Raw genomic sequence first — 19,770 nt, 5'->3', positions numbered from 1 at the left:
CGATGAAGGCCCGCTTCCCATCAGGGGGAGCGGGCCTTCATCGTATCCGGATGTTGGTGCGGGGAACGTCACAGGCCGGCGTCGGCCATGGTGATGTAGCCGGGGTCGATGAGCGTGGCCTTGAGGTTCGAGGCGCTGACGGCCAGCGGCTCCTCCTCCACGACGTTCGTCTTCTTCAACGCGCCGGGGGCCTTCTTCCTCGACACGTAGGCGAGCTTGCCGAGCGATTCGCCCCGGTTGAGCCTCACCGTGACCTCGGCCGTGTCGGCCGCCAGGGCGACGCGGTTCTCCAATCCGGTCATCCACTGCTTGCCGTTCACCACCTGGGGAAGGGTGTCCACGTAGCCGCCGAAGCCGGTGACGATCGGCCAGCGTCGGTTCACTTCGCTGGTCCCGGCCTGCGCGGGAGTGTCGGAGCCGTCCGCTTCGTCGCCTTGGCCGCCGTCCGTATCGTCTTCGGGGGCCTTCGCCGGATCGGGCACGCCGCCGCGCTGCAGGTCCTTGCGGCCGGCGATGTTGCCGACGATGCCCGAGATGGTGATCTGCGGGTTGACGTCCGCCGCCGAACCGGTGTATCCGAGCGCGTCGAGTTCGTCGGTCACCGCGGAGGCGACGTAGTCGTTCATCGCGATGACGCCGTCGATGCGCGTGAACGAGGTGCCGTCGGCGGTCCTCTTCGTCGGCAGACGCTTGTCGACCTCCGCCGTGATGTGCTTCTCATCGGTGGCGTCGACGGTCACGTCGTCCCAATCGGAATCCGACGTGTCCTTGGTGAGCAGGCCGGAGGGCGAATACGCCTTGCCCTGCGTGAAATACGGTTGCAGCACCTGCCACATGCCGGCGAACGCCTCACGCGCGAACGCGTCGTCATCGACGGCGTCGGTCGCCTCGTCGCCGTCCTTCGCGTTCGCGGAGTAGGGGATGAACACCTCGACGGCCTTCGGATTGTCCTTGCTTGCCTTGGCCAGGTCGAGCTTCGTGACGAGCTTCTGCGCCTGCGTGCGGCCGATCTGCTCGGCCGTGGAGAACCGCACGAACGCGTCCGGCGTGATGTCGTCCACCCCGTTGGCGAGCAGCACGACGTGCATGCCGGAATCCTGCGCGAGCTGGAGCGCTGAGGCGAGACGGGAGTATGCGTCGTCCTGCGTTTGGTCGTCCGTGGACGTATCCGTGGCGGTATCCGTCGTATCCGTGTCCGCCGAATCGGACCGCGACGCATCGGATTGCGACGCATCGGAGGAGGACTCGGACTGCGGCTGCGTGACGTAGTCGCCGTACTGGCGTGTCGAGGAATCCACGTCGACGGCGGGGGCGACGATCAGCGTCGTACGCTTCGCCTCCGCCTTGCCGGACTTGGACGCGTCCGCGGCGGTCATATGGTCCACGACCCAATCCTGCACGTCACGGCTCTGCGTGCCGAGGTCGGAGGAGGTCTTCATCTCGATCGACTTCTTCGCCATGCCGGCGTCGACGAGTTTGGCGGTGATCTCGGGCGTCAGCTTCGCCCACTTGTTGAGCGGCGTGCGCTGGGAGATGGTGATGCCGTCCGACGGCGTGAAGATGACGGCGCTGCCGGCGGACGTCTTCGACGTGGTCGCGGTGCCGCCGGAGGATGTGGCGCCATTCGTCGGACCGTCCTGCGCGGCGCCGCACGCCGCGCAGGACGCGAGCATGGCGAATCCCGCCGCCATGGCGATCAGTCGTGCCGCGGGATTGCTGCTGCGAAGTGCCATGGGACGGGATTCCTTTCGATCGGCGGGCTGTGCACTGCCGTCGATTGTAGTAGCATCCCCGCGGATACGCCGCTGGGGGAGCCGCGCGTGCCGCCGTCAGTCGGCGAGCGCCCTGGCGAGGTTCTCGTCGAGCGCGTCCATGAAGCCCTCGGTGTCGAGCCACGGCTCGTCGGGGCCGATGAGCATGGCGAGGTCCTTGGTCATCTGGCCGCCTTCGACGGTGGAGACGATGACCTTCTCGAGCGTCTCGGCGAAGTGGCGGACCTCGGGGGTGCCGTCGAGGTCCGCGCGGTGCTTGAGGCCGCCGGTCCAGGCGAAGATCGAGGCGATCGGGTTCGTGGAGGTCTTCTCGCCCTTGAGCCAGCGGCGGTAGTGGCGGGTGACGGTGCCGTGGGCGGCCTCGGCCTCGACGGTCTGCCCGTCGGGGGTCATGAGCACGGAGGTCATGAGGCCGAGGGAGCCGAAGCCCTGGGCGACGGAGTCGGACTGCACGTCGCCGTCGTAGTTCTTGCAGGCCCAGATGTAGCCGCCGTGCCACTTGAGGGAGCTGGCGACCATGTCGTCGATGAGGCGGTGCTCGTAGGTGAGGCCCTCCGCCTCGAAGCGTTCCTTGTATTCGGTCTCGTAGATCTCGGCGAAGATGTCCTTGAACTGGCCGTCGTACGCCTTGAGGATCGTGTTCTTCGTGGACAGGTACACGGGGTAGTGGCGCATGAGGCCGTAGTTGAAGCAGGCGCGCGCGAAGCCGCGGATCGAATCGTTGACGTTGTACTGCACCTGGGCGACGCCGCCGTCGGGGCCGTAGTCGTAGACCACGTGCTGGATCGGCTCGGAGCCGTCCTCCGGCGTGAAGGTCACGGTGAGGCGTCCGGCGCCCGGCACCTTGAAGTCGGTGGCCTTGTACTGGTCGCCGAAGGCGTGGCGGGCGACGACGATCGGCTTGGTCCAGCCGGGCACGAGGCGCGGCACGTTGCTCATCACGATCGGCTCGCGGAAGATGGTGCCGCCGAGGATGTTGCGGATCGTGCCGTTGGGGGACTTCCACATCTTCTTCAGGCCGAATTCCTTGACGCGCGCCTCGTCGGGGGTGATCGTCGCGCATTTGACGCCCACGTGCTCGCGCTGGATGGCGTGCGCCGCGTCGATGGTGACCTGGTCGTCGGTGGCGTCGCGGTTCTCGATGCCCAGATCGTAGTAGTCGAGATCCACGTCGAGGTACGGCAGGATGAGACGGTTCTTGATGTCCTTCCAGATGACGCGCGTCATCTCGTCGCCGTCGAGCTCGACGACCTTGCCTTCGACCTTGATTCTGGCCATGCTTCCTCCTGACAGTTCGGTTGAGACATTGCCATTCCTAGCGCAGGAATGTAACGCCGCATGCGGGCGTTCGATTATGTGAGATGGCGGGCGGTATGCCGCGCGCCGCCGTCCCGCGCGCGCATTAGTCTCGGAGGCATGTCTCAGGAAATTGAAATCGGTTTGGGCAAGAAGGGCCGCATGGCCTACTCGCTGGACGACGTCTCGATCGTCCCCTCCCGCAGGACGCGCGACCCGCAGGACGTCTCCACGTCCTGGCAGGTCGACGCCTACGAGTTCGACGTGCCGGTCATCGGCGCCCCGATGGACTCGGTGACGAGCCCGGCCACCGCGATCGCGATGGGCAAGCTCGGCGCGCTCGGCGTGCTCGACCTCGAGGGTCTGTGGACCCGCTACGACGATCCGGAACCGTATCTGAAGGAGATCGCGGACCTGCCGGCCGAGAGCGCGACCCGCCGCATCCAGGAGATCTACGCGGAGCCGATCAAGCCGGAGCTCATCACGAAGCGTCTGCACGAGATCCGCGACGCCGGCGTCACCGTGGCCGGCGCGCTCTCCCCGCAGCGCACCCAGCAGTTCTACTCGACCGTGGTCGAGGCGGGCGTCGACCTGTTCGTGATCCGCGGCACCGCCGTGTCCGCCGAGCACGTGTCGCAGGACCACGAGCCGCTCAACCTCAAGCAGTTCATCTACGATCTGGACGTCCCGGTCATCGTCGGCGGCGCCGCCAACTACACGGCGGCCCTGCACCTGATGCGCACGGGCGCGGCCGGCGTGCTCGTCGGCTTCGGCGGCGGCGCCGTGTCCGCCACGCGCCAGACGATCGGCGTCGAGGCGCCGATGGCGACCGCCATCGCCGACGTGGCCGAGGCCCGTCGCGACTACATGGACGAGTCGGGCGGCCGCTACGTGCAGCTCATCGCCGACGGCGGCATGGGCGACTCCGGCAGCTTCGTCAAGGCGCTCGCCCTCGGCGCCGACGCGGTCATGCTCGGCGCGCCGCTCGCCCGCGCCACCGAGGCGCCGGGCCGCGGCAAGCACTGGGGCGCCGAGGCTCGCCACCAGACGCTGCCGCGCGGCTTCCGCACCGACGTCGGCACGGTCGCGCCGCTCGAGCAGATCCTGTTCGGGCCGAGCCACACGGCCGACGGCACCACGAACTTCGTCGGCGCGCTGCGCCGCGCGATGGCGTCCACCGGATACGTGGACGTGAAGAACTTCCAGCGTTGCGGCGTGGTCGTCACGCCGTACGCCGGCCGCCGCTGAGACGGCGGCGCACGGGCGCGGCGAGGGAGCTCCCCGCCGCGTCCGTGCGCGCTTGTCCACCGTGTCGTCCACGGTGATGCACCAAGGTCCCGCGCCTGTTGACGCGGGACCTTTCGCATGATGTGATGGCCCCACGTCCGGCCCGCCGCCGGTCCGGACGCGAGACATCGGACGAAGGAGCCCATCATGCAGCCGCAGCAGTACGTCATCTTCCCGTCAGCCGGATTCTCGTATGGCCGTACGCCTCCCGTCTACGAGGGCGTCGTCCACGTCGAACTGTCGCCGGAACCCGTCCCGTACCGCGTCGTCGCGGTCGTCGACGACGCGATGAGCGACGAGCAGATGCACGCGATGGCCGTGTCCGGCTGCCGGGTCGCATGCCTGGCGGCCGACGTGATGCGGGGCAGCCTGTCCCCGTCGATACTGCGACGCGCCGTCGAACCGTCATGCGTAGGCAAGCTGGAGACGATGGCGTACATGATGGACGGCAGGATGCGCGCCGACGACGCGTACCGGGCGCGCATGCGCTACCTGCCGGTGGTGCCTCTCTCGCTCAGCGGCATGCTGGTGAGCGCCACCGCGCTCGAATTCGCCGTGCACCTGTCCGTCGGAGGGGAGTCCTACTGGTCGAACCTCAGATTCGAGGTCCGCGGGTCGCGGTGGATGTGCACCGTCGCCGACATCGGATAGCGACGGTCCCGGATCCTCGCGCGGACGTGCGGCCGCGCCGGCACGGCTGATACCGGACCGGGTATAGTCTGGTGTCCATGTTGCGTGAGTATATTTCCGACCCCGAGTATGTGACCAACGACGGCGACACGATCTTCTCGCTGCTCGCCGCCCGTGCCGAGAGCGCTCCCGATGACGAGATCGCCGAATACCAGGACGACGACCGGCGCTGGCATTCGGTGAAGGCCTCCGAGATGCTGGAACGCGTGCGCGCCGTGGCGAAGGGGCTGCTCGGGCTGGGCGTGCGTCCCGGCACCATGGTCGCCATCTACTCGGCCACCTGCTACGAGTGGGGCGTGACGGACTTCGCCTGCGCGGCCATCGGCGCGGTCAGCGTGCCGATCTACGAGACCGACTCGGAACGCCAGGCCGCCTCGATCATCGAGGACACCGCGCCGCTGATCGCCTTCGCCGGCGACCAGGCACATGCACAGACCCTCGAACAGGTGCGCGACGAGGTCAAGAGCCTCGAATACGTGTTCAACTTCAAGGCGAAGGGACTCGACGCGGTCGCCGACTTCGGCGCGAACGTCCCCGACGAGGAGCTCGACGAGGCCATCGCACGCGTGAAGGCCGACGACATGACGACCATCGTCTACACGTCCGGCTCCACCGGCAAGCCGAAGGGTGCGATGCTGTCCAACCGCAACTTCACGCACATCGTGAAGAACGGCTACATCATCCTCGAGGACATGCTCTACAACCCGAACCGCCTGCTGCTGTTCCTCCCGCTGGCGCACTGCTTCGCCCGCTACATCCAGTACGTGGCCATCGGCGGCCACGGCGTCGTCGGCTACATCCCCGGGGCCAGGCACCTGCTCGCCGACCTGCGCTCGTTCAAGCCCACCTACCTGCTCGGCGTGCCCCGAGTGTTCGAGAAGGTGTACAACGCCGCCTCGCAGAAGGCCGGCAACGGCATCGCCGGACGCGTGTTCGCCGCCGCCTACCGGCACTTCGTCCAGTGGTCGAAGGACACGCAGGCGGGCAAGGCCCATTCGCCGATCGCCCGCATCCAGCACTCGTTCTACATGGGCACGGTGGGCAAGTCGGTGCGTTCCGCCCTCGGCCCCAACCTCGCGTGGCTGGCGTGCGGCGGCGCCCCGCTCAACCCGGACCTCGCGCACTTCTTCAACGGCATGGACGGCATCACGTTCATCCAGGGCTACGGCATGACCGAGACCGCGGCCCCGATGCTCGTCAACTGGCAGGACGCCAACAAGGTCGGTTCCGTCGGCAAGCCCGGCCCCGGCATGGGCGTCAAGCAGGGCGAGGGCGACGAGCTGCTGCTCACCGGCCCGAACGTGTTCCTCGGCTACTACAAGCAGCCCGAGCTCACCGCCGAGACGAAGACCGCCGACGGGTGGATCCGCACCGGCGACCTCGGCACGATCGACGACGACGGCTTCGTGTACATCACGGGACGCAAGAAGGACATCATCATCACCGCCGGCGGCAAGAACGTGAGCCCTGCGCCCATGGAGGAGACCATCGCCACCTGTCCGATCGTCGACCATGCGGTCGTCGTCGGCGACGGCAAGCCGTTCATCTCCGCGCTCATCGAGCTCGACCCGGAGATGACCCGCTCCTGGCTCGCCTCCCAGGGCCTCGACCAAGATGCGCCGATGGCCGAGATCGCGGCGAACGATGCGGTGCGCGCGTTCGTCCAGCAGTACGTCGACAAGGCCAACGCGAACGTCTCGCGCGCCGAATCGGTGCGCAAGTTCGCCATCCTCGACGAGGAGTTCAGCCAGGAGACGGGCACGCTGACGCCGAGCATGAAGGTCGTGCGTCCGAAGGTGCTCAAGCGCTACGAGGACGTGATCGAGCACGAGATCTACACGCCCCGCAACCCCGGCAAGCCGCTGCCCGCCACCGTGCGCATCCTCGACAAGACCACCGAATCGGTCAAGCGCACCGCGGAGACCGTCAAGCAGGCGTCCGAGACCGTCAACACGAAGACGCTGCGCTCCGCCTACGAGCAGGCCAGGGAGAACGTGTCTGATTCGCTTGCTACCGTGTCCGAGAAGATCAAGCGCCAGCCTGACGGCGCGGACGGGAACGACGACGCCGCTTCCCCCGCCGACCAGGCCGACGGCCGCAACGCCACCGACACCACCGACAACGAGGAGAACTAGCCTTGGCAATCCGTGAGATCCGCATCGTCCCCGACCCCGTGCTGCGCACCCCCTGCGACGAAATCCGCGAGATCACGCCCGCCGTGCGCCGACTGGTCGACGATCTGCTCGAGACCGTCGACGATCCGGGGCGCGCGGGCCTGTCCGCCAACCAGATCGGTGTGAGCCTCAGGGCCTTCTCCTACAACATCGACGGCAAGATCGGCTACATCCTCAACCCGGTGCTCGAGGAGACGCGCGGCGAACAGTACGGCGACGAGGGATGCCTGTCCGTGCCCGGACTGTGGTACAAGACGCGTCGCGCCGACTACGCCCGCGTGCGCGGCATCGACCTCGACGGCAAGGAGATCGTGCTGGAGGGGACCGGGCTCATGGGACGCATGCTCCAGCACGAGACCGACCACCTCGACGGCCACGTCTACCTCGACCGTCTGGAGAAGGAGGAGCGTCGCGCGGCGTTGAGGTACATGCGCGAACACCAGAAGTGAGCCGTGTCCCGCGGGAACGCGGGACGGACGGACATGGAAAAGGCGGCCCGCCGGCGACGATGCGTCGGCGGGCCGCCTTTTCCATGAGGTGTGTTATCTTTGTGCATCGTGCGCCAACCGGCGAGGAGCGGAGTCGCAGCCGTTCCGGACCACCCAATATCGTCAACCGGCGCGCGACGAATTCGCGTCATGTCCGCGACGGCCTGTGTCGGTCGGCCCGAACCCGTGGAGACACGGTCTGGGCTGCACGCAGGTGCGCATGACCAGGCAATAACCGACAAGAAAGGTAGCATCACCATGGCTCAGATCACGATGAGCGAAATGCTGAAGGCAGGTCTGCACTTCGGCCACCAGACCCGTCGTTGGAACCCGAAGATGAAGCAGTTCATCCTCACCCAGCGCAACGGCATCCACATCATCAACCTGTTCAAGTCGCTCGAGATGATCGACAAGGCGTACGACTTCATCAAGACCACCGTCGCCCACAACGGCACCGTGCTCTTCGTCGGCACCAAGAAGCAGGCCCAGGAGGCCATCTCCACCCAGGCCACCCGCGTGAACATGCCGTACGTCTCCGAGCGCTGGCTCGGCGGCATGCTGACCAACTTCCAGACCGTCTCCAAGCGCGTCAACCGCCTCAAGGAGCTCGAGGAGATGGACTTCTCCGACGTGCACGGCTCCGGCCTGACCAAGAAGGAGCTGCTGCTCCTCGAGCGCGAGAAGGACAAGCTGGAGAAGCAGCTCGGCGGCATCCGCAACATGGGCCGCACCCCGTCCGCGATGTTCGTCGTCGACATCAACAAGGAGGCGCTGGCCGTCGAGGAGGCCCACAAGCTGGGCATCCCGGTCGTCGCCATCGTCGACACCAACACCGACCCGGAGTCCGTCGACTACCCGATTCCGGCCAACGACGACGCCATCCGCGGCATCGAGCTGCTGACCAGCCTCATGGCCGACGCCGTCGCCGACGGCCTGCTGGAGCGTTCCGGCAAGGCCGCCAAGGAGGAGGGCGCCTCCGAGCAGCCGATGGCTGCTTGGGAGAAGGAGCTCCTGGAGAACCAGGACGCCGTCGCCCCGGCCGCCGAAGGCGAAGCCAAGGCCGAGTGAATCCCCGCTTAAGGATTCGCCGAGCGTGAACCGCGAAGGTTCACCTACCGCTAGGATGGGAGGTGCAACGATGATTGCACCTCCTGTCATAGGGGAACGCAATCGATTTTCATCCCAAGGAGACAAGTTTCATGGCAGCAATTACCGCCGCTCTGATCAAGCAGGTTCGTGAGGACACCGGCGCCGGCATGCTCGACGTCAAGAAGGCCCTGACCGAGGCCGAGGGCGACGTCGCCCGCGCCAAGGAGATCATCCGCGCCAAGGGCATCGCCGCGGCCGGCAAGCGCGAAGGCCGCAAGGCCCAGGAAGGCACCATCGCCTCCAAGGTCGTCGCGGGCGTCGAAGGCGAGACCGGCTACGCGGTCGAGCTGAACTCCGAGACCGACTTCGTGGCCAAGACCCCGAAGTTCGTCGAGTTCGCCGACACCATCCTCGGCTACGCCGTGGCCGCCGACGCGGACAACGCCGACGAGCTGCTGGCCGCCAAGGCCGGCGACGAGACCGTCAAGGAGGCCATCGAGGAGGCCGCCGCCCTGTTCGGCGAGCACGTCAAGGTCGGCCAGTTCGCGAAGATCTCCGGCGAGCACGTCGAGATCTACGCCCACAAGAAGTCCGCCGAGATGCCGCCGAGCATCGTCGCGATGATCGCCACCGACAAGGCCGGCGCCGCCGTCGCACACGAGGCCGCGCTGCAGATCTCCGCGATGGGCGCCAAGTGGCTGACCCGCGAGGACGTCCCGGCCGACGTGGTCGAGTCCGAGCGCCGCGTCGCCACCGAGAAGTCCCTCGCCGAGGGCAAGCCGGAGAAGATCGTCCCGAAGATCGTCGAGGGCCGTCTCAACGCCTTCTTCAAGGAGGTCGTCCTCCTCGAGCAGCCGTTCGTCAAGGATCCGTCCAAGACCGTCGGCAAGCTCTTCGAAGAGGTCGGCGGCAAGGCCCTGGCCTTCGCCCGTGTCGAGGTCGGCAAGGGCGAGGAGGCCTGAGGCCCCCTCCCGTCGGATTCCGTCGGATCGGCCGCTACGGTCCGCTGACGGTCATGCGACACGCTGAATGACGGCGGCCGCGCATCCTGGGTGATGCGCGGCCGCTATCGTATTCCCGGAAAGTCCGCGGAACCGAAGGAACCGGAAGGAACGAGGGGGAACCGATATGGATGCCGACGAGAAACGTCATGGATACGTGCCCGCGACGCGCGCGACCGCCGTGGGGCTGCTCGCCATCGCGGTGTGGAGCCTCATGACCGGGCTGGTGCGCGTCGTCGCCGAATCGTTCGGAGCCACGCTCGGCTCGGCGCTCATCTACACGAGCGGCGCCATGCTGCTGCTCGTCTTCCATCGCCCCGCGCCGCTCCGCGACTATCCCAGACGCTACCTGGTCGTCGGGGGAGCGCTCTTCGTGTTCTACGAATCCTCCATCTCCCTGTCCATCGGATTGGCGTCCACCGCCGAGCAGTCCGTCGAGGTGAGTCTCGTCAACTACCTGTGGCCCACGCTCATGGTGCTGCTCGCCGCCGCCATCGGCCGACCGCGACGCAGGGGAGCGGTGCGGCGGGCGCTGCCGGGCGCCGTCGTCGCCACCGCGGGCGTGGCGCTGGCCGTCGGCGGCAACGGCGGGTTGCGTCCCGAAGCGGCGATCGGACATATCATGTCCGATCCGCTGCCGTACCTGCTCGCCTTCCTCGGCGCGTTCGCATGGTCCCTCTACGCGGTGATCACCCCCGCCATGTCCGGCGGGCTGGACGGCACATCGGTCTTCTTCCCCGGGGTCGCGGCCTCCCTGTGGATCATCCACCTCGCATCGGGTGAGGGATTGCCGGCATCGATGCCGGGGCCGCTCGACTGGCTCGCCGTCATCGCCTGCGCCGCCGTCATCGGCGGCGGATACGCGTTCTGGGGGTACGGCATTCTGCACGGGAGCCTCAGGACGCTCGCCGTGGCCTCATACGCGACGCCCGTGCTGTCGGTCGCCGCCAGCTCGCTCATCCTCGGCCTGTCATTGTCCCTGCCGTTCTGGTGCGGCGCGTTGCTCGTCGTCGCCGGTTCGGCGCTCAACCTGATCGCGGAACGGCTAAGCGGCGGACGGTGAACCCCGCGCGCCGGCCCCTCGGGACGCTCCCGGCGCATCGCTACACGGTGAGGCCGTACGGTGTCGGGAACGGCGGATAACCTGTCAGATGGTAATTTTCGTGGATGCGCCGCGCGGCGTCGATCCGCCGCATGGCGCATCCGAGAACGAAAGGGTGTAACAGTATGACTGGCAACGAGGCGAAAGACAAGCCGCGCAGGGTGCTGCTCAAGCTGTCCGGCGAGGCGTTCGGCGGCGGCAGGGTCGGCATCGACACCAAGGTGATCCGACGCATCGCCGAGGAGATCGTCCCCGCGGTCCAGCAGGGCGTGCAGGTCGCCATCGTGACCGGCGGCGGCAATTTCTTCCGTGGCGCCGAGCTGCAGCAGGCCGGCATCGACCGCTCCCGCGGCGACTACATGGGCATGCTCGGCACCGTGATGAACTGCCTCGCGCTCCAGGACTTCCTCGAGCAGGAGGGGCAGGCCACCCGCGTGCAGACCGCCATCACCATGGGCCAGGTCGCCGAGCCGTACATCCCGCTCAAGGCCATCCGCCATCTGGAGAAGGGCCGCGTGGTCATCTTCGGCGCCGGCGCCGGCATGCCGTACTTCTCCACCGACACCGTCTCCATCCAGCGTTCGCTGGAGATCCACTGCGACGAGGTCCTGATGGGCAAGAACGGCGTCGACGGCGTGTACACCGCCGACCCGCGCAAGCACGCGGACGCCAAGCGCTTCGAGACCCTGAGCTACAACCGCGCCCTGGTCGACAACCTCGCCGTGATGGACGCCTCCGCCCTGTCCATGGCGCGCGACAACAGGAAGCTCATCCGCGTCTTCGGCCTCGAGGAGCCGGGCAACGTGACCCGCGCCCTGCTCGGCGAGGACATCGGCACGCTCGTGTCCACCGCCGAATCGCGCGTGGCGGAATAGCCCGGAACCGCCCCGAGACCCTACAATCGGTAGGGAAGCAAACCGTAAACGAACCGTTCGCAGACGAACAGCAAGGAGCACAACATGGCAAACGTCGTCGAGCAGGCCAAGGAGCAGATGGCCAAGACCGTCGAGAACACCAAGGAGAACTTCGCGGGCATCCGCACCGGCCGTGCCAACCCGGCCCTCCTCAACGGCATCGTGGTCGACTACTACGGCGCCCCCACGCCGATCAAGGCCGTCGCCTCCATCGGCGTGCCGGAGCCGCGCACCCTTTCCGTCACCCCGTTCGACGCCTCCCAGGCCGGCGCCGTCGAGAAGGCGATTCGCAACTCCGACCTCGGCGTCAGCCCGAACCGCGACGGCAACGTGATCCGCATCACGATGCCGGAGCTCACCGAGGAACGCCGCAAGGAGTACGTCAAGCTCGCCAAGGCGAAGGCCGAGGACGGCAAGGTCGCGGTGCGCAACATCCGCCGCAAGACCAAGGAAGGCATCGACAAGTCCGTCAAGGACGGCGACATGGGCGAGGACGAGGGCGACCGTCTCCTCAAGGACCTCGACAAGGTCACCAAGTCCGTCACCGACGAGATCGACACCCTGCTGGAGACCAAGCAGAAGGAGATCATGGAGGTCTGAGCCTCCGCACGCCGTTATGGAACGCAACGAACAACTCCACGAAGAGGCCGAAGTCGCACTCGACGAGATCAACAAGAAGACCGGCCGGAACATGCCCCAGGCGGTAGGCACCGCCGTCGTCCTGATCGCCGTCATCCTCGCCGCGATGCTGCTCAGCATCGACCTGTTCGTGGCGTTGATCGTCGTGTTCATGATCCTCGCCCTGTGGGAGCTGCGCGTCGACTTCGCGACCGTCGGGCTGCACATCCCGTTCGTCATGCTGTGCGCGTGCTCGGCGGCGACCCTGTTCGCCACCTACTACGCGCCGCTGCACGTCGTCGCGATGGCGCTGTGCGCGATGGCGTCGATCATGCTCGTCTCCATGACCGCCACCGCCAAGTTGAGCTTCGGCAACCGCCTGTCGCTCGCCGTGGCGGACAAGCTCTCCAACACGGAGGCGGGCGCGCGCCTCGAATCCTCGTTCAACCACGAGGGCGGCGAACAGCACCACTCCCGGCTGAGCCACGTGTCCGTGTCGGTACTCACCGTGCTGTACATCCCCGTGCTCGCCGCGTGCATCGTCATGCCGCTGACCTTCCACGGACATCCGGTCGCCCACGCGATCATGCTCGTGTTCCTGCCCGCCCTGTCCGACACCGGCGGCCTGTTCGCCGGCGCATGGCTCGGCAAGCACAAGCTCTCCCCGCGCATCTCGCCGAAGAAGAGCTGGGAGGGACTCGCCGGATCGGTGCTGTTCGCCATGGCCGGCGCGTTCGCCGTCCTGTTCTGCACGTACACGCCGGACGTGTGGGCCGCCATGTGGTGGGTGCCCGTGCTCGAAGGCGTGCTCGTCGGCGTGGTCGGCACGTTCGGCGACCTGTGCGCCTCGATGATCAAGCGAGATCTCGGCATCAAGGACATGGGCCACCTGCTCAAGGGCCACGGCGGCGTGATGGACCGCGTCGACTCCATCCTCATGGCGGCGCCGTTCACCTGCATCCTCCTGTGGTTCACCGGCCTGTGACGCCGTGACGCCCATGACCAGCGGCCGGTGAGGAACCGGACGATCCCCGGGCCGGACAGTCGTGACGATTGTCCGGCCCGTTCCGCGTTTTCGCGGGAGAACCGCGACGAACGACGACACGTGATGAACCGTGACGAAAGGAAGCCACCCATGGCCGACCAGAACCCCATCATCGACGGGGACGCCCCCGAGACCGGCATCACGCCGGGAGGCACCACCGGCGCGTTCCGCGACGTGCTGTCCAAAGACTATGCGCGCCGCGGCAAGCCGCCGTTGCACTTCGCCGACATGACGCCCGAACAGCGCGTCGAGACCGCGAAGGAGCTCGGCATGCCGAAGTTCCGCGTCAAGCAGCTCGCCAACCACTACTACGGGCGCTTCGACGTGAACGCCGCCGAATTCACCGACTTCCCGGCCGCCAAACGCGACGAGGCGGCGGCCGCGTTCTTCCCCGAACTCATCCACGAGGTCACCCGCCAGGTGGCGGACGACGGCGCCACCATCAAGACGCTGTGGCGCCTGTTCGACGGCTCCCACATCGAATCGGTGCTCATGCGCTATCCGACGCGCACCACGCTGTGCATCTCCTCGCAGGTCGGCTGCGGCATGGGATGCCCGTTCTGCGCCACCGGCAAGCTCGGACTCACCCGCAACATGTCCGCCGGGGAGATCCTCGAACAGGTGCGCGTCGCCGCGCGCATGATGCGCGACGGCGAGGTCGCCGGAGGCCCCGGGCGCCTGAGCAACATCGTGTTCATGGGCATGGGCGAGCCGATGGGCAACTACCGTTCCGTCCTGTCCGCCGTGCGCCAGATCTCCGCCATGCCGCCCGAGGGCTTCGGCATCTCCGCACGCAACATCACCGTCTCCACGGTGGGCGTCGTGCCCGGCATCAGGAAGCTCGCCGCTGAAGGCATCCCGGTGCGTCTCGCCGTCTCCCTGCACGCGCCGAGCGACGAGCTGCGCGACGAGCTCGTGCCGATGAACAAGCGTTTCGATACCACGCAGGTGCTCGACGCCGCGCACGACTACTGGCTGGCCTCCAAGCGCCGCGTCAGCATCGAATACGCGCTGATGCGCGGCATCAACGACCAGGCCGAGCATGCGCGTCTGCTCGCCAAGCGTCTCAACCATTACGGCGACGACTGGGCGCATGTGAACCCGATCCCGCTCAATCCGATCGAAGGCTCCCGCTGGACCGCCTCCAAGCCGGAGGACGAGGCGCGGTTCCTCGAGATCCTGCACGACGCGGGCATCACCGCCACCCTGCGCGACACCCGTGGCCAGGACATCGACGGCGCCTGCGGGCAGCTCGCCGCCAAGACCCGGGAGGCGTTCGAGCGCGCGAAGTGAGACGCCGGCCGCCCGTACGGCGCGCGGCCGGTAGTCTGGGGTGTCGTACAGAAGAAAACCTTGCGAACAGGGGAGTGGAGTTATGTCGCTGGCGGTTCGAGTCATCCCGTGCCTGGACGTCGATGCCGGACGAGTGGTCAAAGGCGTGCATTTCGAGAATCTGAAGGACGCCGGCGACCCGGTGGAGCTCGCCGCCGAATACTACCGGCAGGGCGCCGACGAGCTCACCTTCCTCGACGTGACCGCCTCCAGCTCGCACCGCAACACGATGATCGACGTCGTGTCGCGCACCGCCGAGCAGGTGTTCATCCCCATGACCGTGGGCGGCGGCGTGCGCACCCCGGAGGACGTGGATTCGCTGCTGCGTTGCGGCGCCGACAAGGTGGGCGTCAACACGGCGGCCATCAACGATCCGACGCTCATCAGCCGCGTCGCCGAACGCTTCGGCAACCAGGTGCTGGTCCTGTCCGTCGACGCGCGCCGCGAGAAGGGCGAGCAGCACACGCAGTCCGGTTTCGAAGTCACCACGATGGGAGGCCGCAAGTCCACCGGCATCGACGCGATCTGGTGGGTGAAACGCGCCGAGGAGCTGGGCGCCGGCGAGATCCTCCTCAACTCGATGGACGCCGACGGCACGAAGGAGGGCTTCGACCTCGAGATGATCCGCGCCGTGCGCAAGGAGGTCAAGATCCCGATCATCGCCTCCGGCGGCGCCGGCAAGGTCGAGGACTTCGCGCCGGCCATCGAGGCCGGCGCGAACGCGGTGCTCGCCGCATCGGTCTTCCACTTCGGGCTCATGACCATCGCCGACGTGAAGGCGGAGCTCAAACGCCACGGCTACACGGTGCGCTGAGACACGCGCGGACATGCGCCGGAACACCCAAGGAACCAACGGAAAGACTGCAATGACGGACATCATCTACGACAACACGACCGAACTCGACCCCCGCATCGCCGCGCGGCTCAAGCGCGACGCGAAGGGCCTCGTGGCGGCGGTCATCCAACAGTACGACACGCGTGAAGTGCTCATGGTCGGCTACATGAACGACGAGGCGCTCCGGCGCACGCTCACCACGGGGCGCGTGACCTTCTGGTCGCGATCCCGCCAGGAATACTGGCGCAAGGGCGACACGTCCGGTCACGTGCAGTACGTGAAGGGCGTGTCCCTGGACTGCGACGGCGACGCGCTGCTCGTCGAGGTCGACCAGGTGGGCGCCGCATGCCACACCGGCAAACGCAGCTGTTTCCTCGAAGGCGGACCGCTGCCGGTGGCCGTCGGCCATCGTACGCCGGAACAGGCCGACGGCGCCGACGATTCCAATGGCTCCGACTGCGAAGCACATGCGGACGATAGGGAAACGGAGGCGCGGGCATGACCGAGTGCAGCGTCGAACATCTCAACTGGGGCGGCACCTGGCCGAACCGCGAACAGTTCCTCGAACTGGCCGGCGAAGGCTACCGCGTGATTCCGATCGTGCGCCGTCTGCTCGCCGACTCGCTCACCCCGGTCGGCTTCTACGAGCGCCTCGCCGGCGGCCGCACCGGCACGTTCATCCTCGAATCCGCCGAATACGGCGGCTCCTGGAGCCGCTACAGCTTCATCGGCGTGAACTCGATGGCGCAGCTGCGCGCCGACAAGGACGGCAACGCCGACTGGTTGGGCACCGTACCCGCCGGAGTCCCCACGCACGGCGACGTGGTCGAGGTCGCGCACGCCACGCTGAAGACGCTCAAGGCGCCGCGCGTGGAGGGGCTGCCGAACCTCACCTCCGGTCTGGTCGGCACCGTCGGCTGGGACGCGATCCGCCACTGGGAGCCGACGCTGCGCGCCAAGGCCCCGAACGAGACCGGCCAGCCGGAGATGGTGCTCGCCCTCGCCACGGACATCGCCGTCGTCGACCACGTGTCCGGTTCGGTGTGGCTCATCGCCAACGCGGTGAATGTGGACGACAAGCCCACGCGCGCCGACATCGCCTACGACCAGGCCGTCAGGCGGCTTGACCGCATGCAGGAGAACGCGGCCACGCCCACGCCGGGCGAGGCCCGCGTCAGCGCGCTCGACACTTCAGTCAAACAGCCGGAACTGCGTTTCCGCACCCCCAAGGAGGTGTACGAGAAAGCGGTGGAGGCCACGCGGCGGCACATCATCGACGGCGACGTGTTCCAGACGGTCATCTCCCAGCGCCTCGACATCGACTCGCCCGCCGATCCGTTCGACGTGTACCGCGTGCTGCGCACGCTCAACCCGAGCCCGTACATGTACTTCATGGCGTTGACCGACGCCGAGGGCCGTGATTTCAACGTGATCGGCTCCAGCCCGGAGACGCTTATCAAGGTGGACGACGGCCACGCGCTCACCTTCCCGATCGCCGGCTCCCGGCCGCGCGGCAAGACCCCGGAGGAGGACGCGCGCCTCGCCAAGGAGCTGCTCGCCGATCCGAAGGAACGCAGCGAGCACATCATGCTCGTCGACCTGTCGCGCAACGACCTGAGCAAGGTGTGCAGGCCGGAGACCGTCGAAGTGGTGTCCCTCATGGACATCAAACGGTTCAGCCACATCATGCACATCTGCTCGACCGTCACCGGCGAGGTCAACCCGGACATGACCGCGTTCGACGTGTTCATGTCCGCGTTCCCCGCGGGCACGCTGTCCGGCGCGCCGAAGCCGCGCGCCATCGAGATCATCGACGAGCTGGAGCCCGCCGACCGCGGCATCTACGGCGGCACCGTCGGCTATTTCGACTTCTCCGGCAACATGGACATGGCGATCGCCATCCGCACCGCGTTCCTGCGCGACCATGAGGCGAGCGTGCAGGCCGGCGCCGGACTGGTGCTCGACTCCGTGCCCGCCAACGAATGGCAGGAGACCCGCAACAAGGCGGAGGCCAGCGTCGAGGCCATCCAGATCGCCGCCCAGCTGCGCGAACTGTAGTCTCCCGGGCTTCTTTCCGGGATTTCCGGCGTTTTTCCGGGATTCGGGCGGGGAACATGGCGAGGGTCACGCGAACGTGACCGTCACCGTGTTCCCCGCCTTCTCGTCGCCGGTCCACGCGGTCGCCGCGCGCGTCCACGTCATGCCGTTCGCGGTGATCGTCGTGACGCCGTAGTGACGTGCGTTGACGACGATCCATGTCGCCGTCTGCCAGACCGCACGACGTGTGTTCCCGTCGCTCAGTCCATTCGGCATGGTGAAGGTGACGGTCGTGGCCGTCGCGCCGTCGCCCGTGGCATTATTCCCGTCCCCGCTTTCGCCGGCGTCATCCGTCGATTTCGATGACGACGATGACGTGACGGACGGATACGCGCCCTGCAGTCCGGCGGTCAATCCGTCCGGATCCGACGACATGACGTCGCCCGGCAGCCTGCACCCCACGCCGGCGGCGACCTCGCCGGTCAACGACTGCGCCCAGGCGCGCGCCAACCCGTCCCATTGCGCGTACGCGTCCGGATAGCCGGACAGCTGCACCGCCTGCGCCGCGTCCTCCACGGGAATCGACTCCCAATCGGACACCTTCACCAGCCCGTCGTAGAACGCATTCGTCGCGTAGGTCTCGTCCATGAGCTGTTCGACCGTGCCCCACCCCTGGCTGGGACGCTGCTGGAAAAGCCCCAGCGAATCACGGTCGCCGTACTCCAGGTTCGTGATCTTCGACTCCTGCATGGCGGTGGCGAGCGCCACCGTGGCCGCGTGGTCGGGCAGTCCGCGCGTCACGCCGATCGCGGTGATGAGGCCCGCGTTGCGCGCCTGTTCGGCGGACAGCACGTAGCTCATCACGCCGTCCGTCTGCTTCGCCATGCAGTATGTGCTCGTGTCCTTCGCAGAGGATGCCGCGTCCCCCAAGCCGGCGAGCCATTGCGCGGAGAGCTTCACGACGCCCACGATCACGGCGGTGACGATGCAGATGGTGGCCACGACGATGATGAGCGCGTGGCGGAGCGCCGTCGAGCCGCGCCGCGCGCCCGGTGCCGTGCGTTTCGTCATATGGGATCGCCCCTTCCGGCTTCCGTATGTTCTTGTCCGAATCCGTGATGCCGCGTCTCACGTTACCAGTCCGATTGTGGTTGTTCGGCAAGAGAACCCTGGGAACGACCCTGATGGTTGCCCTGAACGAGGTCGGGGGAGGATAATGGGCGGCGAGTGGTTGGTTGGATGTCGTGCAGCGTATGCGGGGAGGTGCCGGTGATGATGGAACAGGACGGTGGACGGCGACGGAGAATGAGGGGAACGCGGTCCCGTCGCGTCGTCGCATGGATCGTGGTGGTCCTGATGGTCGTCGTGCTGGGCGTCGCCGGTTCGATCGCCGTGCGCACGCTGACGGGGACGGATTGGCGTTCCGGCGATGCGGCGGGGGAGACGTCGACGGATGCGACGGCTCCGAGCGCCGCCGCCGAAGCGAAGTATCCGAAGGCGGTGAGCCCGGTCGACTACAACGGCAACGGGGTTGACGATTACGCGGACATCGTCGCCGGTGCCCGCAGGGATGCGGAGAACCGGCCCGCCTACGACGACGGCTATTATGAGGGCGGCTATCCGCCGGACGACCGCGGCGCGTGCACCGATCTGGTGTGGCGCGCGTTCAAGACGGCCGGATACGATTTGAAGGCCATGGTGGACGCGGATGTGGCGGCCGATCCGGCGAGCTACGCCGCCGTCGCGCCGAACCCGGATCCGAACATCGACTTCCGTCGCACCGGCGTGCTCGACGTGTTCTTCTCGAAATACGGGGAGAAGCTGACGCTCGACCCGGCCGATCACGCGCAATGGCAGGGCGGCGACGTCGTCGTGTTCCAGAACGTCAAACACATCGGCATCGTCTCGGACAAACGCGACGCGGACGGCACCGCGTTCATCCTGCACAACATGGGCCAGCGGCAGCGTGAGAACGACTATCTCGCGTTCAGGACGCACATGACCGTCACCGGCCACTACCGTTTCGACGCGTCCAAGGTCCCGCAGAGCGTGCTGCGCCAATGGCGGCAGTGACGGTTGCGGTGCGGCGG

Annotated in this window: 17 protein-coding genes and 1 pseudogene; 15 read left to right on the top strand and 3 right to left on the bottom strand. The window is 67.3% G+C overall.

The annotated features are described in order from the left end of the window. Positions 1–68: 68 nt before the first annotated feature. Positions 69–1,733 carry a type 1 periplasmic-binding domain-containing protein gene (locus AC1AYP_RS03025; RefSeq protein WP_476546695.1) on the bottom strand — a complete coding sequence of 555 codons (1,665 nt, stop codon included), beginning with the start codon at positions 1,731–1,733 and terminating at the stop codon, positions 69–71. Between the two features lie 96 nt (positions 1,734–1,829). Then, positions 1,830–3,050, bottom strand: a complete 1,221-nt coding sequence (locus AC1AYP_RS03020; protein ID WP_476501618.1) for an NADP-dependent isocitrate dehydrogenase — start codon at positions 3,048–3,050, stop codon at positions 1,830–1,832. Between the two features lie 138 nt (positions 3,051–3,188). Here AC1AYP_RS03020 and AC1AYP_RS03015 point away from each other — a divergent pair, with 138 nt between their 5' ends. From AC1AYP_RS03015 to trpE, 14 genes and pseudogenes are all read left to right on the top strand, one after another. Next, entirely contained in the window at positions 3,189–4,316 is a 1,128-nt protein-coding gene (locus tag AC1AYP_RS03015) for a GuaB3 family IMP dehydrogenase-related protein (RefSeq protein WP_476501619.1), read from the top strand. A gap of 186 nt (positions 4,317–4,502) precedes the next feature. Beyond that, positions 4,503–5,006 (top strand): Rv3235 family protein, encoded by a 504-nt coding sequence (locus tag AC1AYP_RS03010; RefSeq protein WP_476501620.1) that lies wholly within the window; start codon positions 4,503–4,505, stop codon positions 5,004–5,006. 77 nt (positions 5,007–5,083) lie between these two features. Continuing rightward, the gene (locus AC1AYP_RS03005) at positions 5,084–7,180 is read left to right on the top strand and encodes an AMP-dependent synthetase/ligase (RefSeq protein WP_476546694.1); all 2,097 of its coding nucleotides are present in this window, start codon (positions 5,084–5,086) and stop codon (positions 7,178–7,180) included. 2 nt (positions 7,181–7,182) lie between these two features. Continuing rightward, positions 7,183–7,668 carry a peptide deformylase gene (gene def, locus AC1AYP_RS03000; RefSeq protein WP_476501622.1) on the top strand — a complete coding sequence of 162 codons (486 nt, stop codon included), beginning with the start codon at positions 7,183–7,185 and terminating at the stop codon, positions 7,666–7,668. A 297-nt stretch (positions 7,669–7,965) separates the two neighbouring features. Further along, positions 7,966–8,775, top strand: coding sequence for a 30S ribosomal protein S2 (gene rpsB, locus AC1AYP_RS02995; RefSeq protein WP_476546693.1), 810 nt, complete (start codon positions 7,966–7,968; stop codon positions 8,773–8,775). Positions 8,776–8,906: 131 nt separating this feature from the next. Next, entirely contained in the window at positions 8,907–9,758 is an 852-nt protein-coding gene (tsf, locus tag AC1AYP_RS02990) for a translation elongation factor Ts (protein ID WP_476546692.1), read from the top strand. Between the two features lie 166 nt (positions 9,759–9,924). After that, on the top strand, positions 9,925–10,860 hold the full coding sequence (gene yddG, locus AC1AYP_RS02985; protein WP_476546691.1) for an aromatic amino acid DMT transporter YddG: 936 nt from the start codon (positions 9,925–9,927) through the stop codon (positions 10,858–10,860). Positions 10,861–11,024: 164 nt separating this feature from the next. Further along, entirely contained in the window at positions 11,025–11,774 is a 750-nt protein-coding gene (gene pyrH / locus AC1AYP_RS02980) for a UMP kinase (protein WP_476501626.1), read from the top strand. Positions 11,775–11,858: 84 nt separating this feature from the next. Beyond that, entirely contained in the window at positions 11,859–12,413 is a 555-nt protein-coding gene (gene frr / locus AC1AYP_RS02975; RefSeq protein ID WP_476501627.1) for a ribosome recycling factor, read from the top strand. Positions 12,414–12,429: 16 nt separating this feature from the next. After that, the gene (locus AC1AYP_RS02970) at positions 12,430–13,416 is read left to right on the top strand and encodes a phosphatidate cytidylyltransferase (protein ID WP_476501628.1); all 987 of its coding nucleotides are present in this window, start codon (positions 12,430–12,432) and stop codon (positions 13,414–13,416) included. Positions 13,417–13,566: 150 nt separating this feature from the next. Then, the gene (gene rlmN, locus AC1AYP_RS02965) at positions 13,567–14,769 is read left to right on the top strand and encodes a dual-specificity RNA methyltransferase RlmN (protein WP_476546690.1); all 1,203 of its coding nucleotides are present in this window, start codon (positions 13,567–13,569) and stop codon (positions 14,767–14,769) included. An 82-nt stretch (positions 14,770–14,851) separates the two neighbouring features. After that, positions 14,852–15,622 carry an imidazole glycerol phosphate synthase subunit HisF gene (hisF, locus tag AC1AYP_RS02960; protein WP_476546689.1) on the top strand — a complete coding sequence of 257 codons (771 nt, stop codon included), beginning with the start codon at positions 14,852–14,854 and terminating at the stop codon, positions 15,620–15,622. 52 nt (positions 15,623–15,674) lie between these two features. Continuing rightward, a pseudogene (gene hisI, locus AC1AYP_RS02955) lies at positions 15,675–16,067 on the top strand (phosphoribosyl-AMP cyclohydrolase); the annotation flags it as partial. Positions 16,068–16,141: 74 nt separating this feature from the next. After that, positions 16,142–17,701 (top strand): anthranilate synthase component I, encoded by a 1,560-nt coding sequence (trpE, locus tag AC1AYP_RS02950; RefSeq protein ID WP_476501630.1) that lies wholly within the window; start codon positions 16,142–16,144, stop codon positions 17,699–17,701. A gap of 66 nt (positions 17,702–17,767) precedes the next feature. On the opposite strand, the gene AC1AYP_RS02945 is transcribed toward trpE, so the two are convergent. Further along, positions 17,768–18,751: a cobalt transporter gene (locus AC1AYP_RS02945; RefSeq protein ID WP_476546688.1), complete on the bottom strand. Its 984-nt coding sequence runs from the start codon at positions 18,749–18,751 to the stop codon at positions 17,768–17,770. A 234-nt stretch (positions 18,752–18,985) separates the two neighbouring features. Here AC1AYP_RS02945 and AC1AYP_RS02940 point away from each other — a divergent pair, with 234 nt between their 5' ends. Continuing rightward, a complete protein-coding gene (locus AC1AYP_RS02940) occupies positions 18,986–19,753 on the top strand; it encodes a DUF1287 domain-containing protein (protein ID WP_476532230.1) in 768 nt (255 codons plus the stop codon). Positions 19,754–19,770: the final 17 nt, after the last annotated feature.

The sequence above is a fragment of the Bifidobacterium sp. LH_424 genome, assembly GCF_056356895.1.
The sequence above is the reverse complement of the archived record's forward strand: the minus strand, read 5'-3'. Positions and strand labels throughout refer to the sequence as shown.

Coding starts and splice junctions, on each gene's coding strand:
- AC1AYP_RS02940 (WP_476532230.1), top strand. CDS start 18,986: ATGAGGGGAACGCGGTCCCGTCGCGTCGTCGCATGGATCGTGGTGGTC.
- pyrH (WP_476501626.1), top strand. CDS start 11,025: ATGACTGGCAACGAGGCGAAAGACAAGCCGCGCAGGGTGCTGCTCAAG.
- AC1AYP_RS03020 (WP_476501618.1), bottom strand. CDS start 3,050: ATGGCCAGAATCAAGGTCGAAGGCAAGGTCGTCGAGCTCGACGGCGAC.
- AC1AYP_RS02945 (WP_476546688.1), bottom strand. CDS start 18,751: ATGACGAAACGCACGGCACCGGGCGCGCGGCGCGGCTCGACGGCGCTC.
- AC1AYP_RS03010 (WP_476501620.1), top strand. CDS start 4,503: ATGCAGCCGCAGCAGTACGTCATCTTCCCGTCAGCCGGATTCTCGTAT.
- AC1AYP_RS02970 (WP_476501628.1), top strand. CDS start 12,430: ATGGAACGCAACGAACAACTCCACGAAGAGGCCGAAGTCGCACTCGAC.
- AC1AYP_RS03005 (WP_476546694.1), top strand. CDS start 5,084: ATGTTGCGTGAGTATATTTCCGACCCCGAGTATGTGACCAACGACGGC.
- rpsB (WP_476546693.1), top strand. CDS start 7,966: ATGGCTCAGATCACGATGAGCGAAATGCTGAAGGCAGGTCTGCACTTC.
- frr (WP_476501627.1), top strand. CDS start 11,859: ATGGCAAACGTCGTCGAGCAGGCCAAGGAGCAGATGGCCAAGACCGTC.
- rlmN (WP_476546690.1), top strand. CDS start 13,567: ATGGCCGACCAGAACCCCATCATCGACGGGGACGCCCCCGAGACCGGC.
- AC1AYP_RS03015 (WP_476501619.1), top strand. CDS start 3,189: ATGTCTCAGGAAATTGAAATCGGTTTGGGCAAGAAGGGCCGCATGGCC.
- hisF (WP_476546689.1), top strand. CDS start 14,852: ATGTCGCTGGCGGTTCGAGTCATCCCGTGCCTGGACGTCGATGCCGGA.
- tsf (WP_476546692.1), top strand. CDS start 8,907: ATGGCAGCAATTACCGCCGCTCTGATCAAGCAGGTTCGTGAGGACACC.
- yddG (WP_476546691.1), top strand. CDS start 9,925: ATGGATGCCGACGAGAAACGTCATGGATACGTGCCCGCGACGCGCGCG.
- trpE (WP_476501630.1), top strand. CDS start 16,142: ATGACCGAGTGCAGCGTCGAACATCTCAACTGGGGCGGCACCTGGCCG.
- AC1AYP_RS03025 (WP_476546695.1), bottom strand. CDS start 1,733: ATGGCACTTCGCAGCAGCAATCCCGCGGCACGACTGATCGCCATGGCG.